Consider the following 24,507-nt stretch of genomic DNA (forward strand, 5'->3'; position numbering starts at 1 on the left):
AGGCCTCGAAGGGACCGGTCGCAACGCAGTTCCTCAAGCAGCCGGGCGACCTGGCCTGGAGGGGCCAGGGCCGCTATTCGAAATGGACCGGCTCCGATCCGGGATAGGAATGGGCGACGAACTCGCAGAACGCGCGGGCCGCCGGAGAAAGCTTCGTCTTGTCCTTCCAGGCGAGCCCGACATCCATGGTGTGGACATCGTCATCAAGCGTCTTGAGATCGATGCGATGTCCCTCGAGCGACCAGGGACGGTAGACCATGTCCGACAGGACGGTGATTCCCATCCCGGTCGCGACCATGCTCCGAACTGCTTCAACCGACAGAGTACGGAAGATGACGTTCGGCACGTGCGCCGTATGTTGCCAGTAGCGCATCGCGGAGCGTTCAGCTTCATCGACGGTCAACATCAGATAAGGCTCGCTCGCCAGGTCTGCCAGCTTGATGCTGTCCTTGCGAAGGAGCGGATGATTGACGCACGTCCACAAGCGACGCGGTGATCGCAACAATAGCCGCGAGCGAATGGCGTGCCGGTCATGCAGGTTCGCGACCAGCATGATGGCCGCATCGACGCTACCGCTGATCAGGCTCTGCTCGATCGCATCACGTTGAAACTCGTGCAACCGGACCGTGATGCCCGGAAAGGAGCGCCAGAACCGCGACAGCAGCGGCGGCAGGAAGTATCCGGCAACGGTGTAGCTCACGGCCACGTCGACCGTGCCGTCGACCTGTGTTCCCCAGCGATGCGGCCCCCGTGTCGCGTCCGACACACTCGCCTCGATCGCGCGGGCGCGCTGCAAGAACTCGTGGCCGTCAAAGGTCAGCGTTACGCCGTTGGAATGACGGTCGAACAATTTGCGGCCGAGCTCCGCCTCGAGGACCTTAATGGACGAGGTGACCGCCGACTGAGTCACGTTCAGAGCTGCCGCGGCCGCGGAAACGCGTCCGCTCTCCGCCGTCGCGATGAAATGCCGAACCTGACGGAACGTCAGAGACATAAAAATTTCCGATATCAGCGAACGATATTTCGAATTTTACAATCCCCCGGCGGAACGGAAAGATCAATCCGTCGGTTGCGGGCGGGAAGGCGTTGAGATGATGTCCGATGGTTTGGAATTGGTCGCTCGCGACGTCAGCGTCCAATTCGAAGGCCTGAAAGCACTGTCCAACGTAACCTTGACCGTACCGCGGGGCCGCATCGTCGGGCTGATTGGCCCGAACGGGGCCGGGAAAACCACCCTTATCAATGTATTGACGGGTTTTCAGCCTGTCGGCACCGGCACCGTTGAGCTCGAAGGCGAAACGCTCAACGGCATTGCAGCGCATATGCTGCGACGCAAAGGCGTGGCCCGGACGTTCCAGTCAGGTCGACTTTTCCGCGATCTGCCGGTGATGGACAACCTGGAAGTGACCGGCGTCGGCCTTGGCCAAAGGCCGACCCGACGCGATCGGCGAGGCCGAACGGGTCATGGCCTGGCTCGGCATTTCACATCTTGCCAGCACCATTGCCGGCGCGCTGCCCTACACGGACGAGCGCCGCGTCGCCATCGGCCGCGCGATCATGTGCACGCCGCGGTATCTGCTGCTCGATGAACCGGCGGCGGGCATGTCGGAGCACGAGAGCCACGAGCTCGCTGCCATCATCCGCCGGATCGCACGCGAGCTCAATGTCGGTGTGCTACTGATCGAGCACAATATCGGCCTCGTGCTCGAGCTCTGCGAGCGCATTTTCGTCCTCGACTCCGGCGAGGTCATCGAAGTCGGCCCGCCCGCTCAGATCCGCGACAGTGATGCAGTTCGACATGCCTATATGGGCACTCAGCGCGACGAGTTGATTGCGCAGGTTACTGCCGAAGTGGCCGTCGCGTCATGACAGCACTCGCCGTCGATGACATCACGGTGAGCTATGGACGGCTCACGGCGCTCCGCGGCGTGACACTGAAGGTCGACGAGGGCGAAATCCTGTTCGTGACGGGCCCGAACGGCGCCGGAAAATCGACGCTGCTCAACGCCATCGCAGGTGTCGCACCACCGGGTTCCGGATCCATCATGATCGATGGTGCAGAGATCACGGGTGCCGCGCCCGAAGACATCGCCCGGCGCGGATTCTCGCTGGTTCCGGAGGGACGCAACGTTTTCGGCGCGCTGACGATCGAGGAGAATCTGAAGGTCGGAACCGGCATGCGGGCCGACCGCAAGAAGATCGCCGACGACCTGGCTCAGGTCTACCAGGAATTTCCGATGCTGGCCGAGCGCCGCCACACCCCGGCGGGCATGCTCTCCGGCGGCCAGCAGCAGATGCTCGTCATTGGTCGCGCGCTGATGACCGCGCCGCGCATCATGGCCATTGACGAGCCATCGCTGGGTCTCGCGCCGAAAATCATCGACCAGGTTTACGAGATTCTGGTGCGACTGCGGGCACAGCGCAAACTCACCCTCCTGATCGTCGAGCAGAGTTCGGCACGCGCCATGATGACGGGCGGGCGGATGGTCCTGATCCGCGGCGGACGCGTCGTGCTCGAGGGCCCGGCTGCCGACATGATCAGGGACGATCGCCTGAAGCAGACCTATTTCGGCTTCGGAGATCATTGAGATGCGCGAGCTGCTCCAGATCGTCTTCGACGCGCTGAGCCTCGGCAGCCTCTATGCCCTGGGCGCGCTCGGCATCGCCCTGATCTTCGGCGTCATGCGGCTGGTCAACTTCGCCCACGGCGATTTCATCGCGTTTTGCGTCTTCGCCATGCTATGGCCGTCGATCGATGCGGCAGCGATCGTATTTGCCGGCCAGCTGTCGTTCTATCTGCTAATTCCGCTTCTGCTGCTGATCGGAGCCACGCTGTCGATCCTGTCGGAGGTCGTCGTCTTCCGTCGCTTCCGCAACGCCAATCCGGCGACGATGATGATCGCATCCTTCGCGCTCGGCTTCGTCATCCGCCATCTCTTGTTGATGCTGTTTTCCAGCCGGCCGAAGTCGATTACGCTGTGGCCGAGCCTCGGCCTGCCGGTCGAAGTCCTCGGTGCCCACATCCCGATGCTCCAGGTCGTGACCATCATCATCACTCTGTCCGTGTTGGTGATCCTCGTCCTGTTCCTCAAGCGCACGCGCTTCGGGCTCGAGATGCGCGCGGCGGCCGATAATTTCACGATGGCGCGTATGCTCGGGGTCCGCGCCAACGGCGTGATCCTGCTGGCCTTCGCCATCAGCGGCATGTTGGCGGCCACGATAGGCCTGATCCTGGCGACCAATTCCGGTACCGCCGACATCGGCATGGGTGCCAACGTGATGCTGATCGCGTTCATCGCGACCGTGATCGGCGGCCTCGGCAGCATTCCCGGCGCCGTTGCCGCCGGTTTCCTGATCGGTGCGGCCAGCGTCGTGTTCCAGGCGACCTTGCCGCATGACGCTCGCGTGTTCCGCGATGCTTTCGTCTACGGCGCCGTCATCGTCGTCCTCCTGGTGCGGCCGCAGGGCCTGTTCGCACCGAAATCCGCCAAGCAAAGGGTCTGATTGATGTCGCAGCGGCCGTCCGTCATTCGGCAAACGGTCATCACGCCGATCGTGCTGATCGTGGCGCTGCTCATCATGGCCGCCCTCACCTATCAATTCGGCAGCCGGGCCTTCAACCGCACCGTGGTCGAGATGTTCATCAACATCATGGTGGTGGTCGGGCTCTACGTCTTCGTCGGCAATTCGGGCCTGCTCTCGTTCGGCCATATCAGCTTCATGTGCCTCGGCGCCTACATGACCGCCTGGCTCACCATTCCGCCGGTGATGAAGTCGATCACGCTCAAGGGCCTACCGGCGTGGCTGCTCCATGCGCAACTGCCGATGTGGGTGGCGACGCCGATCTCCGGCCTGTTTGCAGCACTGTTTGCGCTGATCGTCGGGCGCGTCATCATGCGCCTGTCGGGCATCGCCGCCTCGATCGCGACCTTCGGCCTGCTCGGCGTCATCAACAATGTCTATTCGAACTGGGATTCGGTGACGGGCGGACAAGGTTCGATCGTCGGCATTCCGCCCACCATGAACGTCTGGACCGGATGGATCGGCGGCGCTGTGGCCATCGCGATCGCTTATCTCTATTCGATCTCGCGCTCGGGGCTCGCGCTTCGCGCCACGCGCGACGAAGCGGTCGCGGCCAGCGCCTCCGGCATCGACATCGTCCGCGAACGGCTGATCGCCTTCGTCGTCAGCGCCTTCATCATCGGGCTCGCCGGCGCGCTGTACGCGCATTTCCTGAGCATCGTCAATCCTGGCGCATTCTATCTGCGGACGACCTTCGTCACGCTGTCGATGCTGGTGGTCGGCGGGATGTACAGCCTCAGCGGAGCCGTCTCAGGGGTGGTCGCGATGTCGGTGCTGATCGAGCTGTTCCGTGATCTCGAGAAGGGCATCAGCCTTGGCGGGCACACCTTCGGCTTGCCGAACGGTGTCCAGGAGATCGCGATCGGCATCATCACCATCGCGATCCTGACCTATTTGCCGACGGGATTGACCCGCAACCAGGAGTTCTCCTGGCGTCGCTGGCCGTTGCAGCGCGGCCTGACGCGGCCGGTCCAGACCGCGCTGAAGGAACTGCACTGACGCTCGTTTGTACAATTGGAGGAGTGGCTTATGCGCTTTACGACGTTACTCAGCATTTTGGCCGGGGCATCCGCGCTCTGGTTCACACCGGCCCAGGCAGCCGACGAGATCGTTGTTGGATTTGCGACCGCGGCATCCGGATTCATGCAAGCCTATGACAAGCCGGCGCAGGATGCGGCGCTGATCCGGATCGATGGGATCAACAAGGCCGGCGGCCTGCTCGGCAAGAAGATCAAGCCCGTCTTTGCCGACACCAAGACCGATCAGGCCGAAGGCGCCAAAGCCGGCCTTGCAGTGCTCGACCAAGGTGCCGATCTCGTCATCGTCTCCTGTGACTACGATTTCGGCGCGCCCGCGGCACTGCAGGCGCAGGCCGCCGGCAAGGTTTCCTTCTTCCTCTGCGCCGAATCGATCAAGGCCGGGATTCCCGGCGTCGGTCCGTTCTCGTTCTCGGCGTCGGTGCTGGCGCCGGTGCAGGGAGCGACCATGTCGGAATGGGCTTACACCAAGAAGAATGCGCGCAGCTTCTATCGGCTGCTCGACAGCTGGACCGTGTACAACAAGGGCATCTGCGACGGCTTCGACTGGATGCTGCCGAGCCTGAAGGACGCCAAGCTGGTTGGCAGCGACACCTTCAAGAACGACGACGCCTCGATTGCCTCACAGATCACGCGGATCAAGAGCCTGCCGAAGGAACCTGACGCCATCATGCTCTGCACGATGATGCCGGGCGCCGTCTCCGCCATCAAGCAGATCCGCGCCGCCGGCATCAAGTCGATGATCCTCAACGGTTCGGGCGTCGACGGCAGCTACTGGATGAACGCCGTTCCGGATCTGTCGAACTTCTATGTCCCGGTGCAGGGATCGGTCTACGGCGACGATCCGAACCCGAAGGTCAACGAGTTCAACAAGAAGTACAAGGACGTCACCGGCGGCGACCCGTCGAGCCAATATGTCTATCCGGGCTACGTCCTGATCGATGTCTGGGCCAAGGCGGTCGAACGTGCCAAATCGACCGATGCGGCGGCCGTCGTGGCTGAGCTCGAGAAGATGAACAACGAGACCACGCTGTTCGGGCCGCGCACCTTCACCAAGGACATCCACCATCAGAACCAGGGCCGCTACCTGATCGTCGACACCGAGGCCGGCAAGCCGAAGGTGATCGACCAGTGGACGATCTCGGAAAAGATCCCGCTCGATTATCTGGTGTCCAAGTAACCCGGCAACGCGCCGCCCCGGGGTGCGCCAGACGGCCCCCGGGGCGGCCTCGACGGTCGTATGCAAAGCCTGTTGGAAGGAAATCGAGAGATGGTCGTGATCAACTGCGACATGGGCGAGGCCTACGGCCTCTACAAGATGGGTGACGACAAGGCGTTGATGCCTCATATCGACGTCGCGAACGTCGCGTGCGGTTTTCATGCCTCCGACTTCAATCACATGCGCAAGACCGTGCAGCTCGCCAAGGAATTCGGCGTCAAGGTCGGCGCGCATCCCTCGCTGCCGGATCTGCAGGGATTTGGCCGCCGGGAGATGATGATCAGCCGCGAGGAGCTGACCAACTGCCTGCTCTATCAGATCGGCGCACTCAAGGCCTTCCTGGATGCCGAGGGCATGGCGCTCAATCATATCAAGCCGCACGGCGCGCTCTACGGCATGGCGTCGCGCAACGAGGAAATCGCCGAGGCTGTGGCTGATGCCGCTGATGTCTACAAGGTGCCGCTGCTCGGCATGAAGGGAACGCTCCACCAGCAGGTCTACGAGCGGCGCGGCCACGCTTTCGTCGCCGAATACTATGCCGACCTCGACTACAATGCCGACGGCAGCCTGATCATCACACGCGAGCACGAGGCGAAGGATCCGGCCGATGCTGCCACCCGATGCGCAAGAGCGGTCAATGAAGGGAAGACGCGCACGGTGGCGGGAAACGATATCGTGGTCGGCGCCGATTCGATCTGCATTCACTCCGACACGCCGAACGCCGTCGCCATTGCGGAGGCCGTTCGCGAAGCGGTCCGTCCCTATCTCTCCGCGCGCTGAGCGTCGCGCCAACAACCAAGCAATCACCTCAGGAGGAAACCATGGCAACGCAGCAGATCTTCTCGCCGCTCCCGGGAATCTTTTACCGCAAGCCGGCACCGGACAAGCCGGTCTACAAGAACGACGGCGACGTCGTCGCGGAGAGCGACACGATCGGGCTCATCGAGGTGATGAAATCCTTCAATGAGGTGAAGGCCGGCATCGCCGGCAAGATCGTCCGCTTCCTGGCCGAGAACGAGGATGCCGTGATGGCCGGCCAGCCGATCGCTGAAATCGACGCTTGAACCCCCAACCAGTCATGGCGATCAAGAAGCTCCTCATAGCCAATCGCGGCGAGATCGCGGTGCGCATCATCCGCGCAGCGCGCGATCTCGGCATTGCAACCGTCCAGGTCTACAGCAAGGCCGACAAGGACTCGCTCGCGGTCAGGCTCGCCGACGAGTCGATCGATATCGGTCCGCCGCAGGCGTCGAAATCCTATCTGAACCAGGCGGCCATCCTGGCCGCGGCGCAGAGCGCCGGTGCCGACGCCGTCCATCCCGGTTATGGCTTCCTGGCCGAGAACGCCGAGTTCGCGGCTGCGGTCGAAGCGGCTGGATTGATCTTCGTCGGCCCGGCCGCGCAATCGATCCGGCTCATGGGCGATAAGGTCGCGGCGCGCGAGGCCGCCGCCTCGGCCGGCGTGCCGACCGTCCCCGGAAGCCAGGGGCGACTGGAATCGGCGGAAGCGGCTTTCTCCCTGGTCGAGAGGACCGGCTTCCCCGTGATGATCAAGGCCGCCGTGGGCGGTGGCGGACGCGGCATTCGCATCGCTCGCTCCGCCGAGGAATTTCATCATCTGATGCCGCAGGCGCAGGCTGAGGCGCTCGCGGCCTTTGGCGATGGCGGGCTCTACGTCGAAAAGCTGATCGAAGGCGCGCGGCATATCGAGGTCCAGGTGCTGGGTGACGGACGCGACGTGATCCATTGCTTCGAGCGCGAATGCTCGTTGCAGCGGCGCCGTCAGAAGGTCTGGGAAGAGGCCCCCTCGCTCTCGCTCACCCAGGCAGTACGTGAAAAGCTCTGCACGTCCGCCGTGGCGCTTGCGAAGGCGGTCAACTACCGTGGCGCCGGGACGCTCGAATATCTCTATGACGACACGACCGGCTACTTCCTTGAGATGAACACCCGCATCCAGGTCGAGCATCCGGTGACGGAAATGGTCACCGGCATTGACCTCGTGCGCGAGATGATCCGGATCGCCGGCGGCGCTCCCTTGCGCATCCGCCAGGACGAGGTGCGCGTCAATGGCCATTCGATCGAGGTCCGCATCAACGCCGAGGACCCCGCCAGGAATTTCCTGCCCAACCCGGGCACGGTGAGCGGGCTCAGTGTGCCCGGCGGCGACGGCGTGCGCTTCGACAGCATGCTCTATCAGGGCTACACGGTGCCCCCCTTCTACGACAGCCTGCTCGGCAAGCTGATCGTGCACGACAAGGATCGGCCGAGCGCCATCAGAAAGCTCGAGCGCGCGCTTGCCGAGCTCAGCGTCGAAGGTATTTCCACGACAAAACCGCTGCACCAGGCGCTGGCGCGCGACGCCGATGTGCAGGCCGCACGCTTCCATACGGCATGGCTTGAACCGTGGCTGGAGTCCCATGCTGCCGCCCTTGCCACCGCTCAGCCGCCATCGGTCGCGAAGGTCGCCCCATGATCGCGACAGAATCTGCCCCGTCAGCAACAGGAGGCCGCTAGTCATGCAAACCCGATTTTCATTCGGCGGCGACGAGCACATTTTCGCCGAGGTCGGCGAAGCGATGTCGCTTGAGGCCTTTTTCAAGAGTCTCTTCATCACCAATGCGGTGCGCGACGCCAGGATCAAGGGCGTAACCGAGATCTGCCCGGCAAATGCGTCCTATCAGGTCAAGTTCGATCCTGATCAGATCAAGCCCGACGATCTCCTTGCCGAGCTGAAGCGATTGGATTCCGCATCCGAGAAATCGGAACCGGTCATCAAGACACGGATCATCGAGATTCCCGTGCTCTACAACGATCCCTGGACGCATGAGACGTTGATGCGCTTCCGCGAGCGTCATCAGGATCCCAACGGAACCGACCTCGAATACGCGGCACGCATCAACGGTCTCGATAGCGTCGACGACTTCATCGAGGCGCATTCCAGCGCACCCTGGTTCGTCTCCATGGTCGGCTTCGTCGCCGGCCTGCCCTTCCTCTACCAGATGGTCGAGCGCAAGCGGCAGCTTCAGGCACCAAAGTATCTGCGCCCGCGCACGGACACGCCGAAACTCACCGTCGGGCATGGCGGCTGCTTCAGCTGCATTTACTCGGTGCGTGGCGCCGGCGGCTATCAGATGTTCGGCATCACGCCGATGCCGATCTACGATCCCAACCAGAACATCAGCTATTTGCGCGACTTCATGTGCCTGTTCAGACCAGGCGACATCGTGAAGTGGAAGCCGATCGACCGGGTGGCCTATGACGCAGCGGTCGCCGACGTCGATGCCGGTCGTTTTGCACCTGTTATCCGCAACGTCTCCTTCTCGCTGACCGAATTCAACCGCGACGTTGATGCCTACAACAGCAAGCTCGATGGAGTTCTCCATGGCCGTTAAGGTTTTGAAGCCGGGTCTAGCGACCACAGTCCAGGATCTCGGACGTCCCGGCTATTATCACATCGGCATCCCGCTCTCCGGCGGCATGGACCGCCACGCGCTGGTCGCCGCCAACCTGCTCGTCGGCAACGAGGCAGGTGCCGCCGTGCTTGAGGCCGTGTTCATGGGACCCGAGCTCGAATTCACCGAGGACGCCACGATCGCGGTCACCGGCGCGGAGCTGCCGCCGAAACTCGACGGCGAGCCGCGCGAAAGCTGGACCAGCTTCAGGGTGAAGCGCGGCCAGATCCTTTCCTTCGACTTCCTCAAGCAGGGCGCGCGCGGTTACATCGCGGTCGCCGGCGGCATTGATGCGCCTGTGGTTCTCGGCTCGCGCTCGACTTACGCACTCGGCGCACTCGGGGGCTTCAAAGGCCGCAAGCTCGAGGCCGGCGACGAACTGCCGGTCGGCCGTACCACCGCGACGGTCAAGGACGGCCGCACTGTTGCCAGGGATTTACGCGGGCAACCGGCAGGAATGCCGACGGAGCTGCGCGCAATGCCCGGTCTCTATTGGCACCGCATCACCGAGGCGGCCGGCAACGGGTTCTTCTCCGACACCTGGAAGGTCGCACCGGAAGCCGACCGGATCGGCTACCGCTTCAAGGGCGGCAAGCCGCTCGAGTTCGTTCCGCGCGAACCGCCGTTCGGCGCCGGCTCCGACCCCTCCAACATCACCGATGCCTGCTATCCTTACGGCTCGATCCAGGTTCCCGGCGGCACCGAGCCGATCGTGCTGCATCGTGATGCAGTCTCCGGCGGCGGCTACTTCATGGTCGGTACCGTTATCGCCGCGGACATGGATCTGATCGGCCAGCTTCAGCCCAACACGCCGGTGAAGTTCGTCAAGATCGACATGAATCAGGCGCTCGCGGCCCGCAAGAGCCGGTCGGAATTGCTGGGCAAGCTGCACAACGCCCTGGCGTAACCGCCGGTGGCCCGATCCGCTAAAGACAGACCCCAGCCACCGCCGATGGGGGTGATTGCGCGTGGTCGGCGCCGCTGCGAGTTCTCGGCCTGTCGGCACGAGAGTTGCAACGAATACCGTCGGGCTGAGAAACACCGCTCATGGGTTAGGCAACATCGGAACAACCGCGATGTCCGTTTCTCTGAAACAAATCCGCTACTTCGTCGCTGCCGCCGAGACCGGGCGTATCAGCCAGGCGGCGATCGACCTCAACGTCTCACAATCCGCGGTCACCGCGGCCATTCAGCAGCTCGAAGCGACCGTCTGCGCCCGCCTCCTGGACCGCACGCCGAACGGCGTAACCGTCACCATGGAGGGCGGCCGCTTCCTGTCCCAGGGCCGTCAAATCCTCGCCGCCGTCGCCGAAGCGGTGCGCAGCACGCAGATCTCCGCCGGTCCGCTGTTCGGGACGGTCCGCATCGGCGTCACCTATACCGTGTCGGGCTACTTCCTGCCGCGCCATCAGATGCGCTTCCAGGCGAGCTTTCCCGGAATCACGGTCGAGCTGTTCGAGGCGCCGCGCGATGTGCTCGAACGCGCGCTCGTCGACGGCGCGCTCGATCTTGCCGTGATGCTGGTCTCGAACCTGCGCGACAACGCCATGCTCACCAGCGAGACATTACTTCGATCGCCACGCCGGCTGTGGCTTGCGCCCGAGCATCCCCTGACCCACGCCGAGCGGGTCCACCTCGCCGACATCGCGACCTATCCCTACGTCATGCTCACGGTCGACGAGGCCAAGCACACCTCGATGCGCTATTGGAGCAACGCCGCTCTCGAACCGAAGACGGTGTTCCGCACCTCCTCGGTCGAAGCCGTACGCTCTATGGTCGCCGGCGGGATGGGGATCGCCATTCTCTCCGACCTGATCTACCGGCCGTGGTCGCTGGAGGGACAGCGGATCGAAACCCGCGTCATCGAGGACGAGGTGCCCAGCATGGATGTCGGTCTCGCCTGGCGTCGCGACACCAAGCCATCGGAAGCCGCCAAGGCGTTCCGCGACTTCATGCGCTTTGCGGTCGCTGGCGTGGGGCCGGCCCGGCCCCCCGTCAGCACTGATCATCGGCACCAGGCCGAGGAGGCGATCGAAATCTAGAATATCTGTTTCCGTTTTATTCGACTTGACGCCGTCCGGCCGTCCTCGCCAAACGTCGGCGCGCTGTTCGTCGACACGCTGCGCCTCTCCGGCGAACGCATCGAGGAAATGGACGAGACGGCGCGCACGATGACCGGAAGCTCGCGCGTTCGAGCGACGGGGCAACATTCCAAACTCGCGCGACGTCGTGTGCTAGCTAAGTGGATGGAAAGCCGCCACCTGGCCCGGAGTGCGAGACAGCAAGCGTCGCAAGGACTGTCCTGTTGCTGATCTCGAGTTTGCGGAAGATGTGGTGCAGATGAACCTTGATGGTACCGTCCGCCACTTTCAGACGGCGGCCTATCTCCTTGTTCGACAAACCCTCCGACACCAAACGCATGATCTGACGCTCGCGATCCGTCAGCATCGCAAGGTACTTCTCTGGGATCGCGGTTTGCGCACGGGAGATCGACTCCTCCGACGGCAGCGGTAACATCCTCTGGCCGTCTCCGACCTGCCGCAACGTCTGCACCAGAGTTGTGGGCTCCTCGTCGCTCAAGATAACGCCATAAGCTCCCGCGGCCGCCAACGCGGCGAGATCGCGATCCTCAACTGAGGTAGCCAGGAATACCAGCCGCACAGGGGGCGTGCCCGAATTTGCGATATCGAGCATTGCCTGCCCAAGAACGTCAGGCATCGACATGTCCAAAATGGCTATATCGGGCGCAACGCCCCGGATCGCTTCGAAACAGCTCGCACTATCGTTGCAACGAGCAACAACTCTGAAATCGCGCTCCGCTTCGAGCAGGCAGTTCAAACCCAATAAAACAACTGGATATCTGCTAGCAATTACCACACGACTGAAATGCATCTACGACCAATCCTCGGTCCCCTCCAATTTCGCTCGCCGCCCAGTTAATTAAAAAGCTACTCCAATTTGAGGCGTTCCGTAAGGTCTCGTCGTGTCGCGGTCTCCGTGAATCTACTGCCCGAGCGTCCTCAATAAGGGCGACTGTCACAGCTTGAGGTCGAGTTAGCTAATTGCCTCACCCAAAGCGAGCGCTCGCGGGGACGGCCAAGTGACTGTGCTCGTCGGGCCGCCGGCCTTCTCATGACGGCCGACATCTAAAAGAAGGTCTATAACTAAAGGTATATAGGGATATTGGGGATTAGCATCTAAAATTAATAAATTGTTTGACGCACGCTCCGGGCTTTTTTCGCCCCAGATTTGTCGGCTGGACCGAAATCTGAAAGAGCAATTTTCATGCGTCATCCTTTTGGCTTGGCAAGCCATAAATGAGATGAGTCGGTTTGAACCGATGAGCCAGTAGTTCATTTTTGTAGCGTCCGGGAGAGTTCCATGAGACGGCAGTATACTTTTTCAATTTGGCTTGGTGGCGAACGTAGTCTTCGAAAAGAAGGTCTTGCTAGGATCCTCAACTCAGAAAATTTTCAAGTCCTGGCTTCAATATCCGATGCTGACGAATTGCTTGAGAAGAACCTGCTAGGCGATGTGCCGGCCCATCAGGCGTTGTTCCTCATTGTTCACAGTGGCGACGATTTCGGCCCAACAGTCCACCAAATTGATTCCTTCAAGCGCCATCACGCGGACGGACGGGTTGCAGTCGTCGCGGACCACTATCGCCTGAGCGACTTGGTTGCCGCATTCCGGGCCGGTGCCACCGGCTATTTCATCGACGTGATGAACTGCGACGCGTTCATCAAGTCCATCGAACTCGTCATGATGGGTGGGACAGCATTCCCGCCGGCATTCCTGACGTCCGCCCTCGATGCCGAAATGCGCGATGTAGACGGCGATCCTCCGCCCAACGATGACGATAGCGCCGTTGCAAGAGCAGATGACAAACTTGTTCAGCAGCTTTCGCCGCGGGAAATCTCAATACTGCAATGTCTGATCGAAGGCGATTCCAACAAGTGCATTGCACGCAAGATCAATATTGCCGAAGCCACGGTGAAGGTTCACATCAAGGCGATCCTTCGCAAGATTCGAGTTCAAAACAGAACACAGGCAGCGATCTGGGGATTGAGTCACAGACCCTCGACTTGGCCGCCAAACAGGACCGCGCATCAGGACGCTGCCGCAGTCGAGCGTCCACTGCCACCCATGAGGGACATTTCCAAAATCACGCCGGCCGGCCGGCCGGCGCCGCTCGGCGCAATCGACCATGCGGCAAGCTACTTTGAAATGCCGCTTACGAACGGCCACGTCCATATGGGGATGAGCTCAAAACTCGACAGGTCGATCCGCAAATAGCCGAAACTCATCCGGTCTCGCGTCCCGCCAGGCAAGCCTTCGGCGGGACGTCGGGCCCGGAGTCCGGGTCGCACGGATGCGGCACGAAGCCGCAGCGCGGCGGTTCGCCACCATCGATGCCGGCCTCTGTCGAGCTGAGGTCGCTCCGGGATTCGCTGGATCGAGGTCGTTGGATCGCACGCTTAAGCTGCTGCCTAGGCTCGTCCGTCACCTCCAACGGGGTAACCCGGGAGTGCTGGGCCGACCGCTGCCAATCTTTGATAAAATGCCCTTTACGGAGCTTGGTCTTGGCGTCGTGTACTACGTGTCGTTCACGTCCGATCCGGCGACAATTGCAATGACGCTCTTCTCCAGGAGACCACACTGAACTGCGTATTAGGCCGATCCCAAGAAACGCACACCGCATCATTCCGCCGACCAGCGTCACGCAAAGCGCAAGCACGGCTGGCGTCCGCAAGCAGGATTTCGTTCTTCGAACCGTGATGTCGCTTCACAGAGGAAATCCAGTTGAGTTACGACGATAGCCTGACCGAAGTCGAGTTCGCGGTCTTTCGGCCGAACGCCGAGGTAGTGCGGTATCTCGAGGCGACCCGTGAGCGGCTTGGCCTCAAACAGGGCGAGATGAACGTCCTCGATTGGGGCAGCGGGCGCGGGGAATACGTGTGCTGGTTGCGCGATGCTGGCTACAACGCTTTCGGCGCAGAAATCCGCCGAGAAGCCGCCGACCGGGGCAAGGATCTGCTCGAGGCCCATGGACACGATTACGGCGGAGTGATCAATACCATTCCAGCGAGCGGCAAGACCGATCTGCCGCCGGACTTCTTCCACTTCGTCTTTACACATTACGTGCTTGAGCACGTCGCCGACCTCGACGCGGTGACGCGCGAGATTGCCCGGGTGACTGTTCCGGGGGGACGCGGTTTTCACGTTTATCCCGGCAAACTGCGGCCGATCGAGCCTCATCTGTTCATGCCGTTCGTCCACTGGCTGCCCAAGAACCCGACCCGCAAGTGGGCGATCGCAGCCTGCCTCGCCTGTGGCATCGAACCCAAATGGGACTGGCTTGCGGCGGCATCCTTCGGAAAGAAGGCTCAGGTGTATTACGATTTCGTCCTCAATGAGACGTTCTATCGCCCGCTGCGCGAGGTGCGGCACAGTTTTGCCGAGGTGGGCCTCGCGGTCACGCTGGTGGCCGCCGAGCATCCGGCGTTGCGCCGTCTCTCCGTTCTGCCTTCATCGCTCAAACGGATTATGGTCGAGCCGCCGGTTACGCTCTTTCAGACGGTCGAAATCCTCGTGCACAAGCCTCCGACGTCCGAGCTTGCGGAATGAGCATCATGCCTGGCAAGCGGACGGGCGCCGCAGCCTCTATATTGGCCTTCGCCGCGTTCCTCGCCGCCTCGCCTCTTTTGCATCGGGCGAAAGCCGAGGGCGCTGTCACCAGCGAATTTAGGCGCGGATTGGGCATCAGCCATATCATGGCGCGGACACCAGTCGAGAGCGGACCGCCGTCAAAGGCGTTAGGATTCGAATAGCAAGTATGCAAGTCGCGCTTTTGTTGCAGAACCACGTCCGTGCGGCCTTCCGTGGAAGATGGCGCGGCACCTATCTGGCCGTTCTAGCGGCTGGATCCGGCGTCCGCTTGTTTGGGCTGGCCTCGCAATTGATCGTGCTGATCATCCTTAACCGCATGCTGTCCAAAGACAGCTTCGGCGACATGATGATTGCCTTTGGTTTTTATCGACTCATGGCTATGGCGTTCGGGATCGGCACCTCGCTCGTGCTGATTTATCACGTGTCGCGGCATCCCGGCGACAGAACCGCGGAAATCAGATTGCACCGCTACTCGGCGGCCCTCAGCGTCGCGGCGATCGCGCTCGTCGCACTCGCAGGCTTTGTTCTCGCCGAGCCGATCGCACATGCGCTCGTCAAGCCAGGGTTGGAGGCTTGGTTCCGCGAGCTCGCTCCATTCGGCATTTTCACCGCATTGCTGGTGACGTCGACCGGTGCACTCGAAGGCCGTTCGCGCATCGCGGAATCGATCGCGCTCGGAGAAGCCGCCCCCAACGCGGTGCGGATGGTGCTGTTGCCGGCAGTGGCATTGTCGGGCCTGCCGAACGCATACATTGCGCACGCCATGACTGTTTCAGTTCTGCTTCCATGGCTGTGGTCGGCTCGGGCGTTGTGGGACCGCTCGGTCGGAGGATGGCAGCGCTGGACCTTCTGGGACCTGAGCTACTGCGGCAAGTCCGTCGCCACAACGTTGTTCGCCAACCAGCTGGGAGCCGTGGACATCCTGGTCGCCGGCACGTTGTTCTCTTCGGAGATTGTAGCGGATTACGCGATCGCCGCACGGATCGCGGCGCTTTACCCGTTCTTTCAGGTTGCGCTGCTCAAGCGCTTTTCGCCGCGCGCCGCGCACATGATCGAGACGAAGGACCGCGCCGCGCTGCGCCAGGAATTCGCGCTCTGCCACAAGCTGATCGTCGGCTGCAGCGCGCTGACCGTCGCGGGCATATTATGCGTCGGCCCCTTCCTGCTGCCGCTATTCGGCAATTACGCCAGCGCCTTGTCGTTCCTGGTGTGGTTGGCGATCCCTGCTTTCGTGGCATCTTTCTACTCGACCTCGGACCGACTGCTGATCATCGCCGGCCATGCGAACGTCCCACTCGCCATCACCGTCGGGAACTTCACGATGCTCGTCACGATGCCGTTCGTGACCGCGCCGTTGCTCGGTCCGACGGCGATTCCGGTTGCAATGGCGGTCGCGTTTTCTCTGCTCTATCCGCTCGCGGCGGCGCGCGTACATACCCTGTTCGATCTCAGGACGATCGGGCCGCGAGACTTACTGCTGATCGGCGCCGGGGTCACCGTTCTTGTCTCATACGCGATCACCGGTACTGCAATGTTAGGTATTGCGAGCGTGTCCGCCCTTTCCGCTATCGCCCTTTATTGCTGTCTGTCCGCCATTCGCCGGACCGGAGCATGATGCACCATCCTGCATCGAATCCAGGCGGCCCCGCGAGCAAGCCGGCGGCGAGATATAAGAGCGCGAGAAACCGGTCGCAGTAGCGTGTCACGCTGAAGTCCTGCTCGGCCCGGCGGCCTGCCGCCGCCCCCATCTCGACGAGCCGCCCGCCAGGTAACGTGGCGAACTGACCGAGAGTCACCGAGCCCGATCAACGCCTCCGGAACCCAGCAGCGCGCCGGACCTCCGATGAGACGACGATCGCGCGGCGACCGGATTAGTCGATGAAAGCATCCTTAATTCCACGTCGGCGCGGGCTCCTCACTTAGCTTGTGCAAATGAACCTCGTCGACCCCGCGCACCGGTCACGCGCGTGCTGCACGTACCAGCGTTTCCACACCCTTGACGCTTTGCCGACGCCCACAGTAGACGAAACGCCTGCCGATCGGCCGCACGGGGTGAAACTGCTCGACGTCCACGAAATTGGGAATATGGGCGCAGCGCTCGCGCGCCCATCCTCACTCGATCAACCTTCTCGCGCGCGAACCAGCTTGGCACCACGAACCGGTTAAAATGAAGCGCGACGTTGTGAATGCGGCCGCCGCGACAGCGTTCACATGGCCCATTTGCTGTCATCATCGTGTAAGCAGGACAGGCGAGTTCGAGATCGTGCACGGTCATGACCACCGGAATTCCGGCGGCGCGTAAGGTCGGCAATATCGAAGGCGAGTCCGCAGGGGCTTGATTTGCGGCGAATACCTCGGGCCGAATTCAATCTCGTCGGGGAAGTCGCCGGCCCATGGCGTGGGCAGATTTTGCGGATGCCGCATCGCGAGCGGCACGACCTGTCGGCCGGCGCCTTCGCGCATGCAATTCTGCTCGAGAAAGACCACTTCGGCTTCCCGTGGGTAGAAATAGTTGTTGATCGATGAGCCCGTGCGGAGAGTGCTTCATGCGCTCTCTCCAACATAATTGGCGCTGGCCTGAAGACGCAGCCCGAAAATTGACACCACCGTCATGAACCACACGATGTTGCCGTTCTGGAACAGTTCGGATTCGAGGCCGCACAGGTAGAGCCCGAACAGCCAAGTCTGGATGAACATCAAGTTGAGCGCGGGATCGGTGCGGCCCAGAGGAGTGCGCACGTAGTCGATGAAAGGCCGGACGAATACCCATCCGAGCGTCAACACCAGGCCCACGAGCCCGGTCATCACCGCGATGTTGAGATAGCCATTATGTGCATCGCTAGCGCGGTAACCCCACGACCCGAGCCAGGTCCAGCTGTTCACCAACTCGCTCGTTCCCCAAAAGGCGTGAAATCCGAAGCCGACGATGGGGTGCTGCGCGATATGATCGAGCGCGAATTGCCAGATGTCGTCTCGGCCCGTGAAGGTCGGATCCGGCATCAGCACGCCGACCAACGTATTCACGGCGGCAAACTGGACCGATCCGATAGTAAGGACGCCGATGATCGCCGGGACACCGACCAGGACGATCAGCTTCGCAGCCGCATTGCGGAGCCGCACAAAAACGACGCTGAAGATTAACGCTAACGGCAACAGCATCATCGACGACTTCGACTCCGTGAAGACGAGGAAAAACGTCGCTAGCGCGACGACCAGCGACCCGAGCCCGCGGCTCAACCTACGAAAGATGTAAATGCCGAAAATAATGAGGATTGCCATGCCGCTCCCCGCCCCGTTCTTGTGGGCGAAAAAGCCGCGCCAATTCCCGGCGAGCCGCGGCTCTTCAAGGTCGGTGACTTGATGGACCGAGAAGTGCGGCGCAAATATCACGCCGGCGTAACACAAAGCCAAGACGAACAGAGCGCCGATCGCCAGCAGTCGCGCAAAGTGGACGCGATCTTCCGGCAGAAAAACAAACATGCCGGCATGGAACAGCACGAAACTAGCCAGCAGCAATCGACGCGCAGCGATATCAGGGTGAAGCGATAGGACCGCAGAGCAAGCGAACCACAGAAAAATTACAACAAGGATGGGCGTCACTAGTTGCGCAATAACGCGCAATTGGTGGGTCAACGCAAACGCGCCCAGGGCGCCCGTCAACACTATCGCAATGATTTGCCCCATGACGTTTGCGTTGGTTGACAGCTCGAGCGCGCTCGCATCCGACAGGTCGGGAAACGGGCTCGCCGTCAACCAGATGTGCAGAAATGTCGCCAGGAATAGCGCGTTGCGAATGAGCCGGTCGCTTCCGGCGAACGGCCGGACGCGAGAATACCGGCTCGCGAGCGGCGCGATCGTCACGATTTGGCCTCTTCCGCGTCGCGCCGCGCGTGCAAGCTCTCCCTGCCAGGTATCTGGTAGCCATGGTGCGCCGTCCTATCGCGCTCGTGAGGAAGGTCCCGCAGGACAGTGCTTTCAATCCAGCTCGCCGGGGAAATACGCGGCCGCAACAAACCAGGCAAAAAGCAAAGAGCTATAACGTTCCACACCGCGACGGAGTAGATGCCGAGCCGAACCGATCGCCAGCGCAGCGACATGCCGGCGAAGGGAAACAGGAAGACCCCGACGGCAGCAGACGCAGAAAACCCGCCCGGTAATGCCAGCGTTGTGAGCAGCGCGATCCACCAGCCGGCCACCAGCAGGGCAATCCACCACTGGCGGTCGTTCCGCATGACAAACCAGAAATGCTGGCGTCCCATGGCCGCTCCGAGCAACTCGCCCGGCGCACTGGCGTTCCTGCTCCGAACGCGACGCAGCAACTGACGATAGGCGCTCCCGGTGTGGGGCTCATGATGCGCGATTGCACGGTCCAGCTTGGCAAGTGCCCAGCCGGCGGAATGCAGCCGGGCACCGAGTTCCAATTCCTCGGCGCCGTGAAGGTTACGATCGGTCAGATAGCCGATCGACTCGATCGCCGTCCGCCGATAAAGGCCGGCGCCGTCGAGCCGCGTGACATGGCCGGGCCGGCGATCCGGGTTATGCCGCTTGCGTCGCTGTTCGTATTCCTCGTTCACCACGCCGGGCTCGGAGAGCACGCCGCCGACGCCGGCAAGGTTCGGATTTCGGTTCAGGGTGTCGATGGCGGCGGCAAGGAAGCCGGAATGCACCCGCATGTCGCCATCTAGCAGCAGCAGATGGCGGCCGCGGCTGTACTGAAAACCGAGTTGCGCGCCCGCCCCGCAGGATCGATCCTCACTTCGGTTCAGCCGAACAATGAGGATCGGGTATCGGCGCGCAATCTCGACGGTTCGATCACTCGAACCGCCATCGGCCAGGATTACCTCTCCGTCGCTTTCTCCGAGCGCACCGATCGCGCTTTCGATCGCCTCGGCGATATGACGTTCCTCATTCAGCGCTTTGATAATGATGCTGACAGTCGGTCGTGTTTCCCTGGACACATTCATGGTTTCCTTCCGTCGTCTACTGCGGACGCGCTGCCTACGCGCAGCGAATCGGCGGCGGTCACATCAGTCCGGCCTATCGCCGGCGGAACATTTGAACTGCTTAGCTTTCGACGCGCCGCATCAGGACCATCCTGGTAACCCAGGCTTATCTCGACGGCATCACCCGGCTGCAACTCCGTATCTTCGTTTGCGACAATCCGTTCCTGCCCCTTTTCACTCTTTCTGAGGATGACGATCTCCACCCTGTCGGCGTTTCCCCGCGCGAGCTGCGATCGAACTATCCCAGTGTACAGAAGCTTTTCGCTGACGCTCTGCAGCTTTTCGCGAATCTGGTTGAGCTTGACGCTGGTGTCCTGCAGCTCGCGGAGCAGGTCGAGCCTGCGCTGATCATCGAGCTTTGCCAGCTTTCTGACAAACTCGTCTTGCTGCCTTTTGACCTGGAGTAGTTGCGCCGAGGTCTGCAGCTTCCGAGTCGACGACAGCAGCACCGCACGACGCGCATCCGTCACACGAGGACTAATCAAGGAACCCTTGCTGTAGAGATCAGTCGTTTTCTGCAAGTCTTCGAGGTCTGACTGAAATGCCTCTTCATCTTTCTTCTGCTGCTCCGACAGCACGCGGACCTCGTCGTCTCCCTGACGGGCGCCACGCTGAAGGTACGCCTTTTCCTGCTGATAATCGCTCTGCTTCGTCTTCAAATATTCCGTTTCTGCATTGATGATGTCCGAGATCGCCGACCGCGCTACGGGCAGGTCCGCGACATTGGCTGGATTGATCTGCGTCCCCTCTCCAAGCTCGCTCTTGATGCGCCACATGCGCGCCTGCTCCTTCGCAAGCTCTGTCCACAGCGATCCATACTCGCTCTTCAAGTCTGCCAACTCGAGAAACGGGTTGTTCATTCTGATGTGAACCAGATCATAGCCGCCCGCCATGGCGACGAGTTGGCGTGCTGTGGTGGCTGGACGATAGGCGTACTCGCCCGGCTTCGACACGTCTCCATTGACGTAAACAGGCCTGTATTCCGCGACCATCGCCGTGACCTCGCCCGCGTCAATCACGACGATGACCTCGCGACCGTCCGAAGTCCGCTGTCGAAAGACCTTGCTCGTGAGTGCGGCCCCAATCTTGGCCTGGATCTGCGACAACGGCAGCCCGGCGACCGGAAGCATTCCAACCAACAGCAACGAGATATTGCCATCGATCTGGACCGGAGCGCGCTGACGCAACTCCGGCACGCCCGCAACCGCGACCTCCAGGACGTCTCCAACGTTCACGCGATATTCGGCCCTCGCCTGAGCCGAAACTGTCAGGCCAACCGCCATGAGGCCCCATCTGATGCAACGACTGGGACTACTACGAAACACATAGAAACACTTGCGCGGCATCGAGTAAGGCATGGCGGCAACTCTCTGTACGTTCGGACGTGGTTATCGAGTGGCATCGTTCAAAGCATCCCACGGAAGGCAGCGCGTCGACACGCCGCTGGTGTCGGAGCAACCGTCCTCACGGGCCATCAGCAAACCAAACCAACGTTCTGCCTCCTCGCTGGCGCCGGGCAGCTCACTGCCCTCTAAGGTTGAGTGATCTGTCGGTCTATTGAATGTTCAATAATCTAATCCCGTACCGCTCCGGCTCAATCGGCCTTTGTGGTTACTCCACTGTACCCACTTATTGCCATTCCCCCATGGGACGCGAATGCTACTGTTTTACGAATGGCTGGCTGGGAGTGACCGGTGAGTTATGTATCGTTTACCAATTCGCCGGGTTCTACCAAAATATCGGCGCAGTCGGTCGCTAGCGTCAGAGCAGTTCCGACGACCGTTGGTAAGAGCCGACTGATTGTCCTGTTGGTCCTGGCAGCCGCGACCGAATTCCTGCTCGTCATGGTTGCCGCTTATTCCGCAGCCGTCCTGTATCACTGGCTGATCCTGCGGGACTTGATCCTGCACGCCGCGCCGGACGCCGAGAAGTACATCCTGGAATCCCTGCTGATCTCCGCGCTGCAGCTGCTCATTTCCCTTGGGCTGCGGCAATATTCCCGGATCCAGACGCAGCCCCGGCACGTGTTCCTATGGAGCGGCGCCAGCGCCGTCTTCTTCGCGTTCTCCATCTTCATCTCGACGATATTCCTTCTGAAGATCTCGGATGGCTATTCGCGCGCAACCGTCATCGCCCAAGCTGCGAGCGTCCTCTTGGCGGTGCTTTGCACACGGGCCCTATGGTTCTCGTTGGTTCAGCCTGCCATTGCATCGGGGTTGATAGACGCCAGGCGCATCATCCTTATTGGAGACCAGACCCACTGCCTGCATTTCTCCGCACGGGCTGCCGCGACCGGAATTCGGACCACCCACACGTTCGACTTTCCGACGTTTCGCGCCGACCCGGCGGCACCCGGGCACCCCGGCGCCATCCAGGCGCTATCTCATGCGCGCGAACTCATTGCGGATTGCCGGCCCCTTCGGACGGACGACATCGTCATCCTGACGTCAGACTCGGACGTGCCGGCCGCCCTTGCGCTTGCCAGCGCACTATCGGAACTACCGGTTGACGTTCACGTCGTTCCCATCGGCGCTATCGATCTCATGGCAGTATCGCGGATCACCGAGTTCGGAAACATGGTGACGATGAGGGTGTTCCAGTCCCCCCTCACCCCGTTCAACCGGGCAATCAAGCGGGCATTCGACGTCGCCGCCGCGATGGCCGGACTCATTATCTTCAGTCCCCTCTTCGTCATCCTCGCGCTTGCGATCAAGCTCGATTCCCGCGGCCCAGTGCTGTTTCGCCAGACGCGACACGGATACAACAACGAGGCTATTCGCGTGCTGAAATTCAGATCGATGAACGTCATGGAGGACGGCGACAATTTCAGGCAGGTCACCAGACACGATCCGCGCGTGACCCGTCTGGGACGCTTCATGCGTCGCACCAATATCGACGAGCTGCCGCAGTTGTTCAATGTCTTGATCGGTGATATGTCGCTGGTCGGCCCACGCCCGCACGCCACTGCGCAGAACGAGGCGTTCGCCGAGCTGATCTCGTCATTTTCCCGCCGCCACAACGTCAAGCCCGGCATTACGGGCTGGGCCCAGGTCAACGGCTACCGCGGCGAAACCGATACCCTCGAGAAGATGCAGCGTCGTGTGCAGCACGATCTGTACTATGTCGACAACTGGTCGCTCCTTCTCGATCTCAAGATCATCGTCATGACGCTGTTCTCCAGAAAGGTCTATCAGAATGCCTGTTAACGCGGTGACGTCTGCTACAGCCCTTAAGGCATCTTGCCGGGCATTGGAGTTGGGCATCCGCCGTGTCGCCTGTTCATTTGATGGACGCCTCCGGAGTGCCATCAGTAGCGTCGGTGCGAATAATGCTGCATACTTACAGACCTGACAGTTCGCCCAATCAAGACCATGCGCCGTCCGACCTTTCGCCGGCCGAGCTTCTGGCAGAGGCCGTGGCCTTCCTGCGACGAAGGATCTGGATCATATTACTGACCTGCTCGGTGACGCTTGTCGTCGCTGTCCTTTATCTCATAGCTGCGGTGCCCACGTTTACCGCAAGCGCGGAACTGATTGTGGCCTCGAAGGCCGCCTCGGCAGACTTGGCGTCCATCTCAACGAACGTGGAAAGCCAGATCGCAATCATAAAGTCCGAGGGTGTCGCCCGTGCCGTGATACAGAAGCTCAGCCTGGCAGAGGACCCGGAATTCGCCGGAGGCGGCCTCATACGCCGCGTCGGCAAGTCGGCATCCCGGTTGCTCGGGTGGAGCAAGCCGGAAACGGACGCCAGCGTGACCCGATCGGCCGTGGAGTCCTTCGAACGCAAGCTTGCGGCGAAACGCCTCGGCCTGACCTACATTGTCGGGCTGACCTTCGACTCTGCGGACCCCGATCGGGCGACGTTGATCCTAAACACCATTGTAGAGACATACATCACGTCACAAATGGACGCGAAATACAGAACGGCCGTACAAAGCGAGAAATGGGCCAAGGATCGGGTCAACGAATTGAGCAGTCAGGCGTCGGCTGCCAGAAAGGCATTGGCTGACTACAACAACAATAGGAACGAGAGCGCGGCCTCCACAGTGACGAGTACGTCCTCGGTGCAATCGACCGGTGAGCTTCGCGAACTGGAAGCCGCGGCGGAATCGAGCGCAAGGGCATATGACAACTTCCTCCGCACGCTGCGCTACATGGAGGCTACGCAACAGCAATCCGCGCCGGTATTCGAGGCGCGCCTGCTCACCGAGGTGTCCCGTCCCTTCACGGCCAGTTCGCCGAAAGTCCGTGTGGTCCTTGGTATCGGAATCGTCGGAGGCCTTCTTCTTGGCATCGCGATCGGGCTGCTGCGCGATCTGTCGGAACGAGGACCCGTTCCGGTCCGGAGGTCTGGAGGCGCGGTGTCTGGCGGAACCGGCGTTAACCAGGGGCTCAAGGTCAACGGCGTCAAGTCTCATTTCGACGGTTCGTTCAAGGCCGAGAAGCATCACGCGTACAATGAGGCCGCTCCGGACTGACCGGGAGGCCGCCCGAAGTGGCTATCGACTTGCAGAACACGATCTCGCTTATCACCGCCTATCACCT

General features: G+C 61.4%; 23 protein-coding genes. 17 read left to right on the top strand and 6 right to left on the bottom strand.

Annotated features, from left to right (window positions below; translation table 11 throughout):
* Positions 1-73 precede the first annotated feature (73 nt).
* Positions 74-994, bottom strand: coding sequence for a LysR substrate-binding domain-containing protein (locus ABIB78_RS29485; protein WP_429030865.1), 921 nt, complete (start codon positions 992-994; stop codon positions 74-76).
* Positions 879-1,322 carry a hypothetical protein gene (locus tag ABIB78_RS29490; RefSeq protein ID WP_429030942.1) on the bottom strand — a complete coding sequence of 148 codons (444 nt, stop codon included), beginning with the start codon at positions 1,320-1,322 and terminating at the stop codon, positions 879-881. Before ABIB78_RS29490 ends, ABIB78_RS29485 begins: the two co-directional genes overlap by 116 nt.
* Between ABIB78_RS29490 and ABIB78_RS29495 the strand changes: the two genes are divergently transcribed.
* From ABIB78_RS29495 to ABIB78_RS29550, 12 genes are all read left to right on the top strand, one after another.
* Positions 1,206-1,589, top strand: a complete 384-nt coding sequence (locus tag ABIB78_RS29495; RefSeq protein WP_429030935.1) for an ATP-binding cassette domain-containing protein — start codon at positions 1,206-1,208, stop codon at positions 1,587-1,589. The two genes, ABIB78_RS29490 and ABIB78_RS29495, sit on opposite strands and share 117 nt — an antisense overlap.
* Positions 1,501-1,869 (top strand): hypothetical protein, encoded by a 369-nt coding sequence (locus ABIB78_RS29500; protein WP_429030938.1) that lies wholly within the window; start codon positions 1,501-1,503, stop codon positions 1,867-1,869. The genes ABIB78_RS29495 and ABIB78_RS29500 overlap by 89 nt, the downstream gene beginning before the upstream one ends.
* On the top strand, positions 1,866-2,588 hold the full coding sequence (locus tag ABIB78_RS29505) for an ABC transporter ATP-binding protein (RefSeq protein ID WP_429030867.1): 723 nt from the start codon (positions 1,866-1,868) through the stop codon (positions 2,586-2,588). The genes ABIB78_RS29500 and ABIB78_RS29505 overlap by 4 nt, the downstream gene beginning before the upstream one ends.
* Before the next feature lies 1 nt (position 2,589).
* Positions 2,590-3,504 carry a branched-chain amino acid ABC transporter permease gene (locus ABIB78_RS29510; RefSeq protein ID WP_429030870.1) on the top strand — a complete coding sequence of 305 codons (915 nt, stop codon included), beginning with the start codon at positions 2,590-2,592 and terminating at the stop codon, positions 3,502-3,504.
* A 3-nt stretch (positions 3,505-3,507) separates the two neighbouring features.
* The gene (locus ABIB78_RS29515) at positions 3,508-4,581 is read left to right on the top strand and encodes a branched-chain amino acid ABC transporter permease (protein WP_429030873.1); all 1,074 of its coding nucleotides are present in this window, start codon (positions 3,508-3,510) and stop codon (positions 4,579-4,581) included.
* 30 nt (positions 4,582-4,611) lie between these two features.
* On the top strand, positions 4,612-5,799 hold the full coding sequence (locus ABIB78_RS29520) for an ABC transporter substrate-binding protein (RefSeq protein ID WP_429030875.1): 1,188 nt from the start codon (positions 4,612-4,614) through the stop codon (positions 5,797-5,799).
* A gap of 90 nt (positions 5,800-5,889) precedes the next feature.
* On the top strand, positions 5,890-6,618 hold the full coding sequence (gene pxpA, locus ABIB78_RS29525; protein WP_429030878.1) for a 5-oxoprolinase subunit PxpA: 729 nt from the start codon (positions 5,890-5,892) through the stop codon (positions 6,616-6,618).
* A gap of 41 nt (positions 6,619-6,659) precedes the next feature.
* Positions 6,660-6,902 carry an acetyl-CoA carboxylase gene (locus ABIB78_RS29530; protein ID WP_429030880.1) on the top strand — a complete coding sequence of 81 codons (243 nt, stop codon included), beginning with the start codon at positions 6,660-6,662 and terminating at the stop codon, positions 6,900-6,902.
* 14 nt (positions 6,903-6,916) lie between these two features.
* Positions 6,917-8,311, top strand: coding sequence for an acetyl-CoA carboxylase biotin carboxylase subunit (locus ABIB78_RS29535; RefSeq protein WP_429030940.1), 1,395 nt, complete (start codon positions 6,917-6,919; stop codon positions 8,309-8,311).
* Between the two features lie 43 nt (positions 8,312-8,354).
* Entirely contained in the window at positions 8,355-9,230 is an 876-nt protein-coding gene (locus ABIB78_RS29540) for a 5-oxoprolinase subunit B family protein (protein ID WP_429030883.1), read from the top strand.
* Positions 9,220-10,197: a biotin-dependent carboxyltransferase family protein gene (locus ABIB78_RS29545; protein ID WP_429030886.1), complete on the top strand. Its 978-nt coding sequence runs from the start codon at positions 9,220-9,222 to the stop codon at positions 10,195-10,197. Before ABIB78_RS29540 ends, ABIB78_RS29545 begins: the two co-directional genes overlap by 11 nt.
* A gap of 169 nt (positions 10,198-10,366) precedes the next feature.
* Positions 10,367-11,332: a LysR family transcriptional regulator gene (locus ABIB78_RS29550; RefSeq protein ID WP_429030888.1), complete on the top strand. Its 966-nt coding sequence runs from the start codon at positions 10,367-10,369 to the stop codon at positions 11,330-11,332.
* 196 nt (positions 11,333-11,528) lie between these two features.
* On the opposite strand, the gene ABIB78_RS29555 is transcribed toward ABIB78_RS29550, so the two are convergent.
* The gene (locus ABIB78_RS29555) at positions 11,529-12,182 is read right to left on the bottom strand and encodes a LuxR C-terminal-related transcriptional regulator (RefSeq protein ID WP_429030891.1); all 654 of its coding nucleotides are present in this window, start codon (positions 12,180-12,182) and stop codon (positions 11,529-11,531) included.
* A 489-nt stretch (positions 12,183-12,671) separates the two neighbouring features.
* Between ABIB78_RS29555 and ABIB78_RS29560 the strand changes: the two genes are divergently transcribed.
* From ABIB78_RS29560 to ABIB78_RS29570, 3 genes are all read left to right on the top strand, one after another.
* The gene (locus ABIB78_RS29560; protein WP_429030894.1) at positions 12,672-13,586 is read left to right on the top strand and encodes a LuxR C-terminal-related transcriptional regulator; all 915 of its coding nucleotides are present in this window, start codon (positions 12,672-12,674) and stop codon (positions 13,584-13,586) included.
* A 507-nt stretch (positions 13,587-14,093) separates the two neighbouring features.
* On the top strand, positions 14,094-14,918 hold the full coding sequence (locus ABIB78_RS29565) for a class I SAM-dependent methyltransferase (protein WP_429030897.1): 825 nt from the start codon (positions 14,094-14,096) through the stop codon (positions 14,916-14,918).
* A 208-nt stretch (positions 14,919-15,126) separates the two neighbouring features.
* The gene (locus ABIB78_RS29570; RefSeq protein ID WP_429030900.1) at positions 15,127-16,575 is read left to right on the top strand and encodes a lipopolysaccharide biosynthesis protein; all 1,449 of its coding nucleotides are present in this window, start codon (positions 15,127-15,129) and stop codon (positions 16,573-16,575) included.
* A 929-nt stretch (positions 16,576-17,504) separates the two neighbouring features.
* On the opposite strand, the gene ABIB78_RS29575 is transcribed toward ABIB78_RS29570, so the two are convergent.
* Genes ABIB78_RS29575 through ABIB78_RS29585 form a run of 3 tightly spaced genes read right to left on the bottom strand, consistent with a single transcriptional unit; the run spans position 17,505 to position 21,246 of the window.
* A complete protein-coding gene (locus ABIB78_RS29575) occupies positions 17,505-18,821 on the bottom strand; it encodes an O-antigen ligase family protein (RefSeq protein WP_429030902.1) in 1,317 nt (438 codons plus the stop codon).
* On the bottom strand, positions 18,818-19,924 hold the full coding sequence (locus ABIB78_RS29580) for a glycosyltransferase (protein ID WP_429030904.1): 1,107 nt from the start codon (positions 19,922-19,924) through the stop codon (positions 18,818-18,820). The genes ABIB78_RS29575 and ABIB78_RS29580 overlap by 4 nt, the downstream gene beginning before the upstream one ends.
* The gene (locus ABIB78_RS29585; protein WP_429030906.1) at positions 19,921-21,246 is read right to left on the bottom strand and encodes a polysaccharide biosynthesis/export family protein; all 1,326 of its coding nucleotides are present in this window, start codon (positions 21,244-21,246) and stop codon (positions 19,921-19,923) included. Before ABIB78_RS29585 ends, ABIB78_RS29580 begins: the two co-directional genes overlap by 4 nt.
* A gap of 411 nt (positions 21,247-21,657) precedes the next feature.
* Between ABIB78_RS29585 and ABIB78_RS29590 the strand changes: the two genes are divergently transcribed.
* On the top strand, positions 21,658-23,169 hold the full coding sequence (locus ABIB78_RS29590; protein ID WP_429030909.1) for an undecaprenyl-phosphate glucose phosphotransferase: 1,512 nt from the start codon (positions 21,658-21,660) through the stop codon (positions 23,167-23,169).
* 122 nt (positions 23,170-23,291) lie between these two features.
* On the top strand, positions 23,292-24,440 hold the full coding sequence (locus tag ABIB78_RS29595) for a Wzz/FepE/Etk N-terminal domain-containing protein (protein WP_429030912.1): 1,149 nt from the start codon (positions 23,292-23,294) through the stop codon (positions 24,438-24,440).
* Positions 24,441-24,507 lie beyond the last annotated feature (67 nt).

Origin of the sequence: Bradyrhizobium sp. I1.14.4, assembly GCF_050435825.1 — a bacterium.
Classification (GTDB): domain Bacteria; phylum Pseudomonadota; class Alphaproteobacteria; order Rhizobiales; family Xanthobacteraceae; genus Bradyrhizobium.

Excerpts from the sequence above, each read along its gene's own strand:
- ABIB78_RS29515 (WP_429030873.1), top strand. The coding sequence starts at position 3,508 with ATGTCGCAGCGGCCGTCCGTCATTCGGCAAACGGTCATCACGCCGATC.
- ABIB78_RS29545 (WP_429030886.1), top strand. The coding sequence starts at position 9,220 with ATGGCCGTTAAGGTTTTGAAGCCGGGTCTAGCGACCACAGTCCAGGAT.
- ABIB78_RS29530 (WP_429030880.1), top strand. The coding sequence starts at position 6,660 with ATGGCAACGCAGCAGATCTTCTCGCCGCTCCCGGGAATCTTTTACCGC.
- ABIB78_RS29510 (WP_429030870.1), top strand. The coding sequence starts at position 2,590 with ATGCGCGAGCTGCTCCAGATCGTCTTCGACGCGCTGAGCCTCGGCAGC.
- ABIB78_RS29560 (WP_429030894.1), top strand. The coding sequence starts at position 12,672 with ATGAGACGGCAGTATACTTTTTCAATTTGGCTTGGTGGCGAACGTAGT.
- ABIB78_RS29585 (WP_429030906.1), bottom strand. The coding sequence starts at position 21,246 with ATGGCGGTTGGCCTGACAGTTTCGGCTCAGGCGAGGGCCGAATATCGC.
- ABIB78_RS29550 (WP_429030888.1), top strand. The coding sequence starts at position 10,367 with ATGTCCGTTTCTCTGAAACAAATCCGCTACTTCGTCGCTGCCGCCGAG.
- ABIB78_RS29520 (WP_429030875.1), top strand. The coding sequence starts at position 4,612 with ATGCGCTTTACGACGTTACTCAGCATTTTGGCCGGGGCATCCGCGCTC.
- ABIB78_RS29490 (WP_429030942.1), bottom strand. The coding sequence starts at position 1,322 with ATGCGCTGCAATGCCGTTGAGCGTTTCGCCTTCGAGCTCAACGGTGCC.
- ABIB78_RS29485 (WP_429030865.1), bottom strand. The coding sequence starts at position 994 with ATGTCTCTGACGTTCCGTCAGGTTCGGCATTTCATCGCGACGGCGGAG.
- ABIB78_RS29580 (WP_429030904.1), bottom strand. The coding sequence starts at position 19,924 with ATGAATGTGTCCAGGGAAACACGACCGACTGTCAGCATCATTATCAAA.
- pxpA (WP_429030878.1), top strand. The coding sequence starts at position 5,890 with ATGGTCGTGATCAACTGCGACATGGGCGAGGCCTACGGCCTCTACAAG.
- ABIB78_RS29505 (WP_429030867.1), top strand. The coding sequence starts at position 1,866 with ATGACAGCACTCGCCGTCGATGACATCACGGTGAGCTATGGACGGCTC.
- ABIB78_RS29570 (WP_429030900.1), top strand. The coding sequence starts at position 15,127 with ATGCAAGTCGCGCTTTTGTTGCAGAACCACGTCCGTGCGGCCTTCCGT.
- ABIB78_RS29555 (WP_429030891.1), bottom strand. The coding sequence starts at position 12,182 with ATGCATTTCAGTCGTGTGGTAATTGCTAGCAGATATCCAGTTGTTTTA.
- ABIB78_RS29535 (WP_429030940.1), top strand. The coding sequence starts at position 6,917 with ATGGCGATCAAGAAGCTCCTCATAGCCAATCGCGGCGAGATCGCGGTG.
- ABIB78_RS29540 (WP_429030883.1), top strand. The coding sequence starts at position 8,355 with ATGCAAACCCGATTTTCATTCGGCGGCGACGAGCACATTTTCGCCGAG.
- ABIB78_RS29595 (WP_429030912.1), top strand. The coding sequence starts at position 23,292 with ATGCTGCATACTTACAGACCTGACAGTTCGCCCAATCAAGACCATGCG.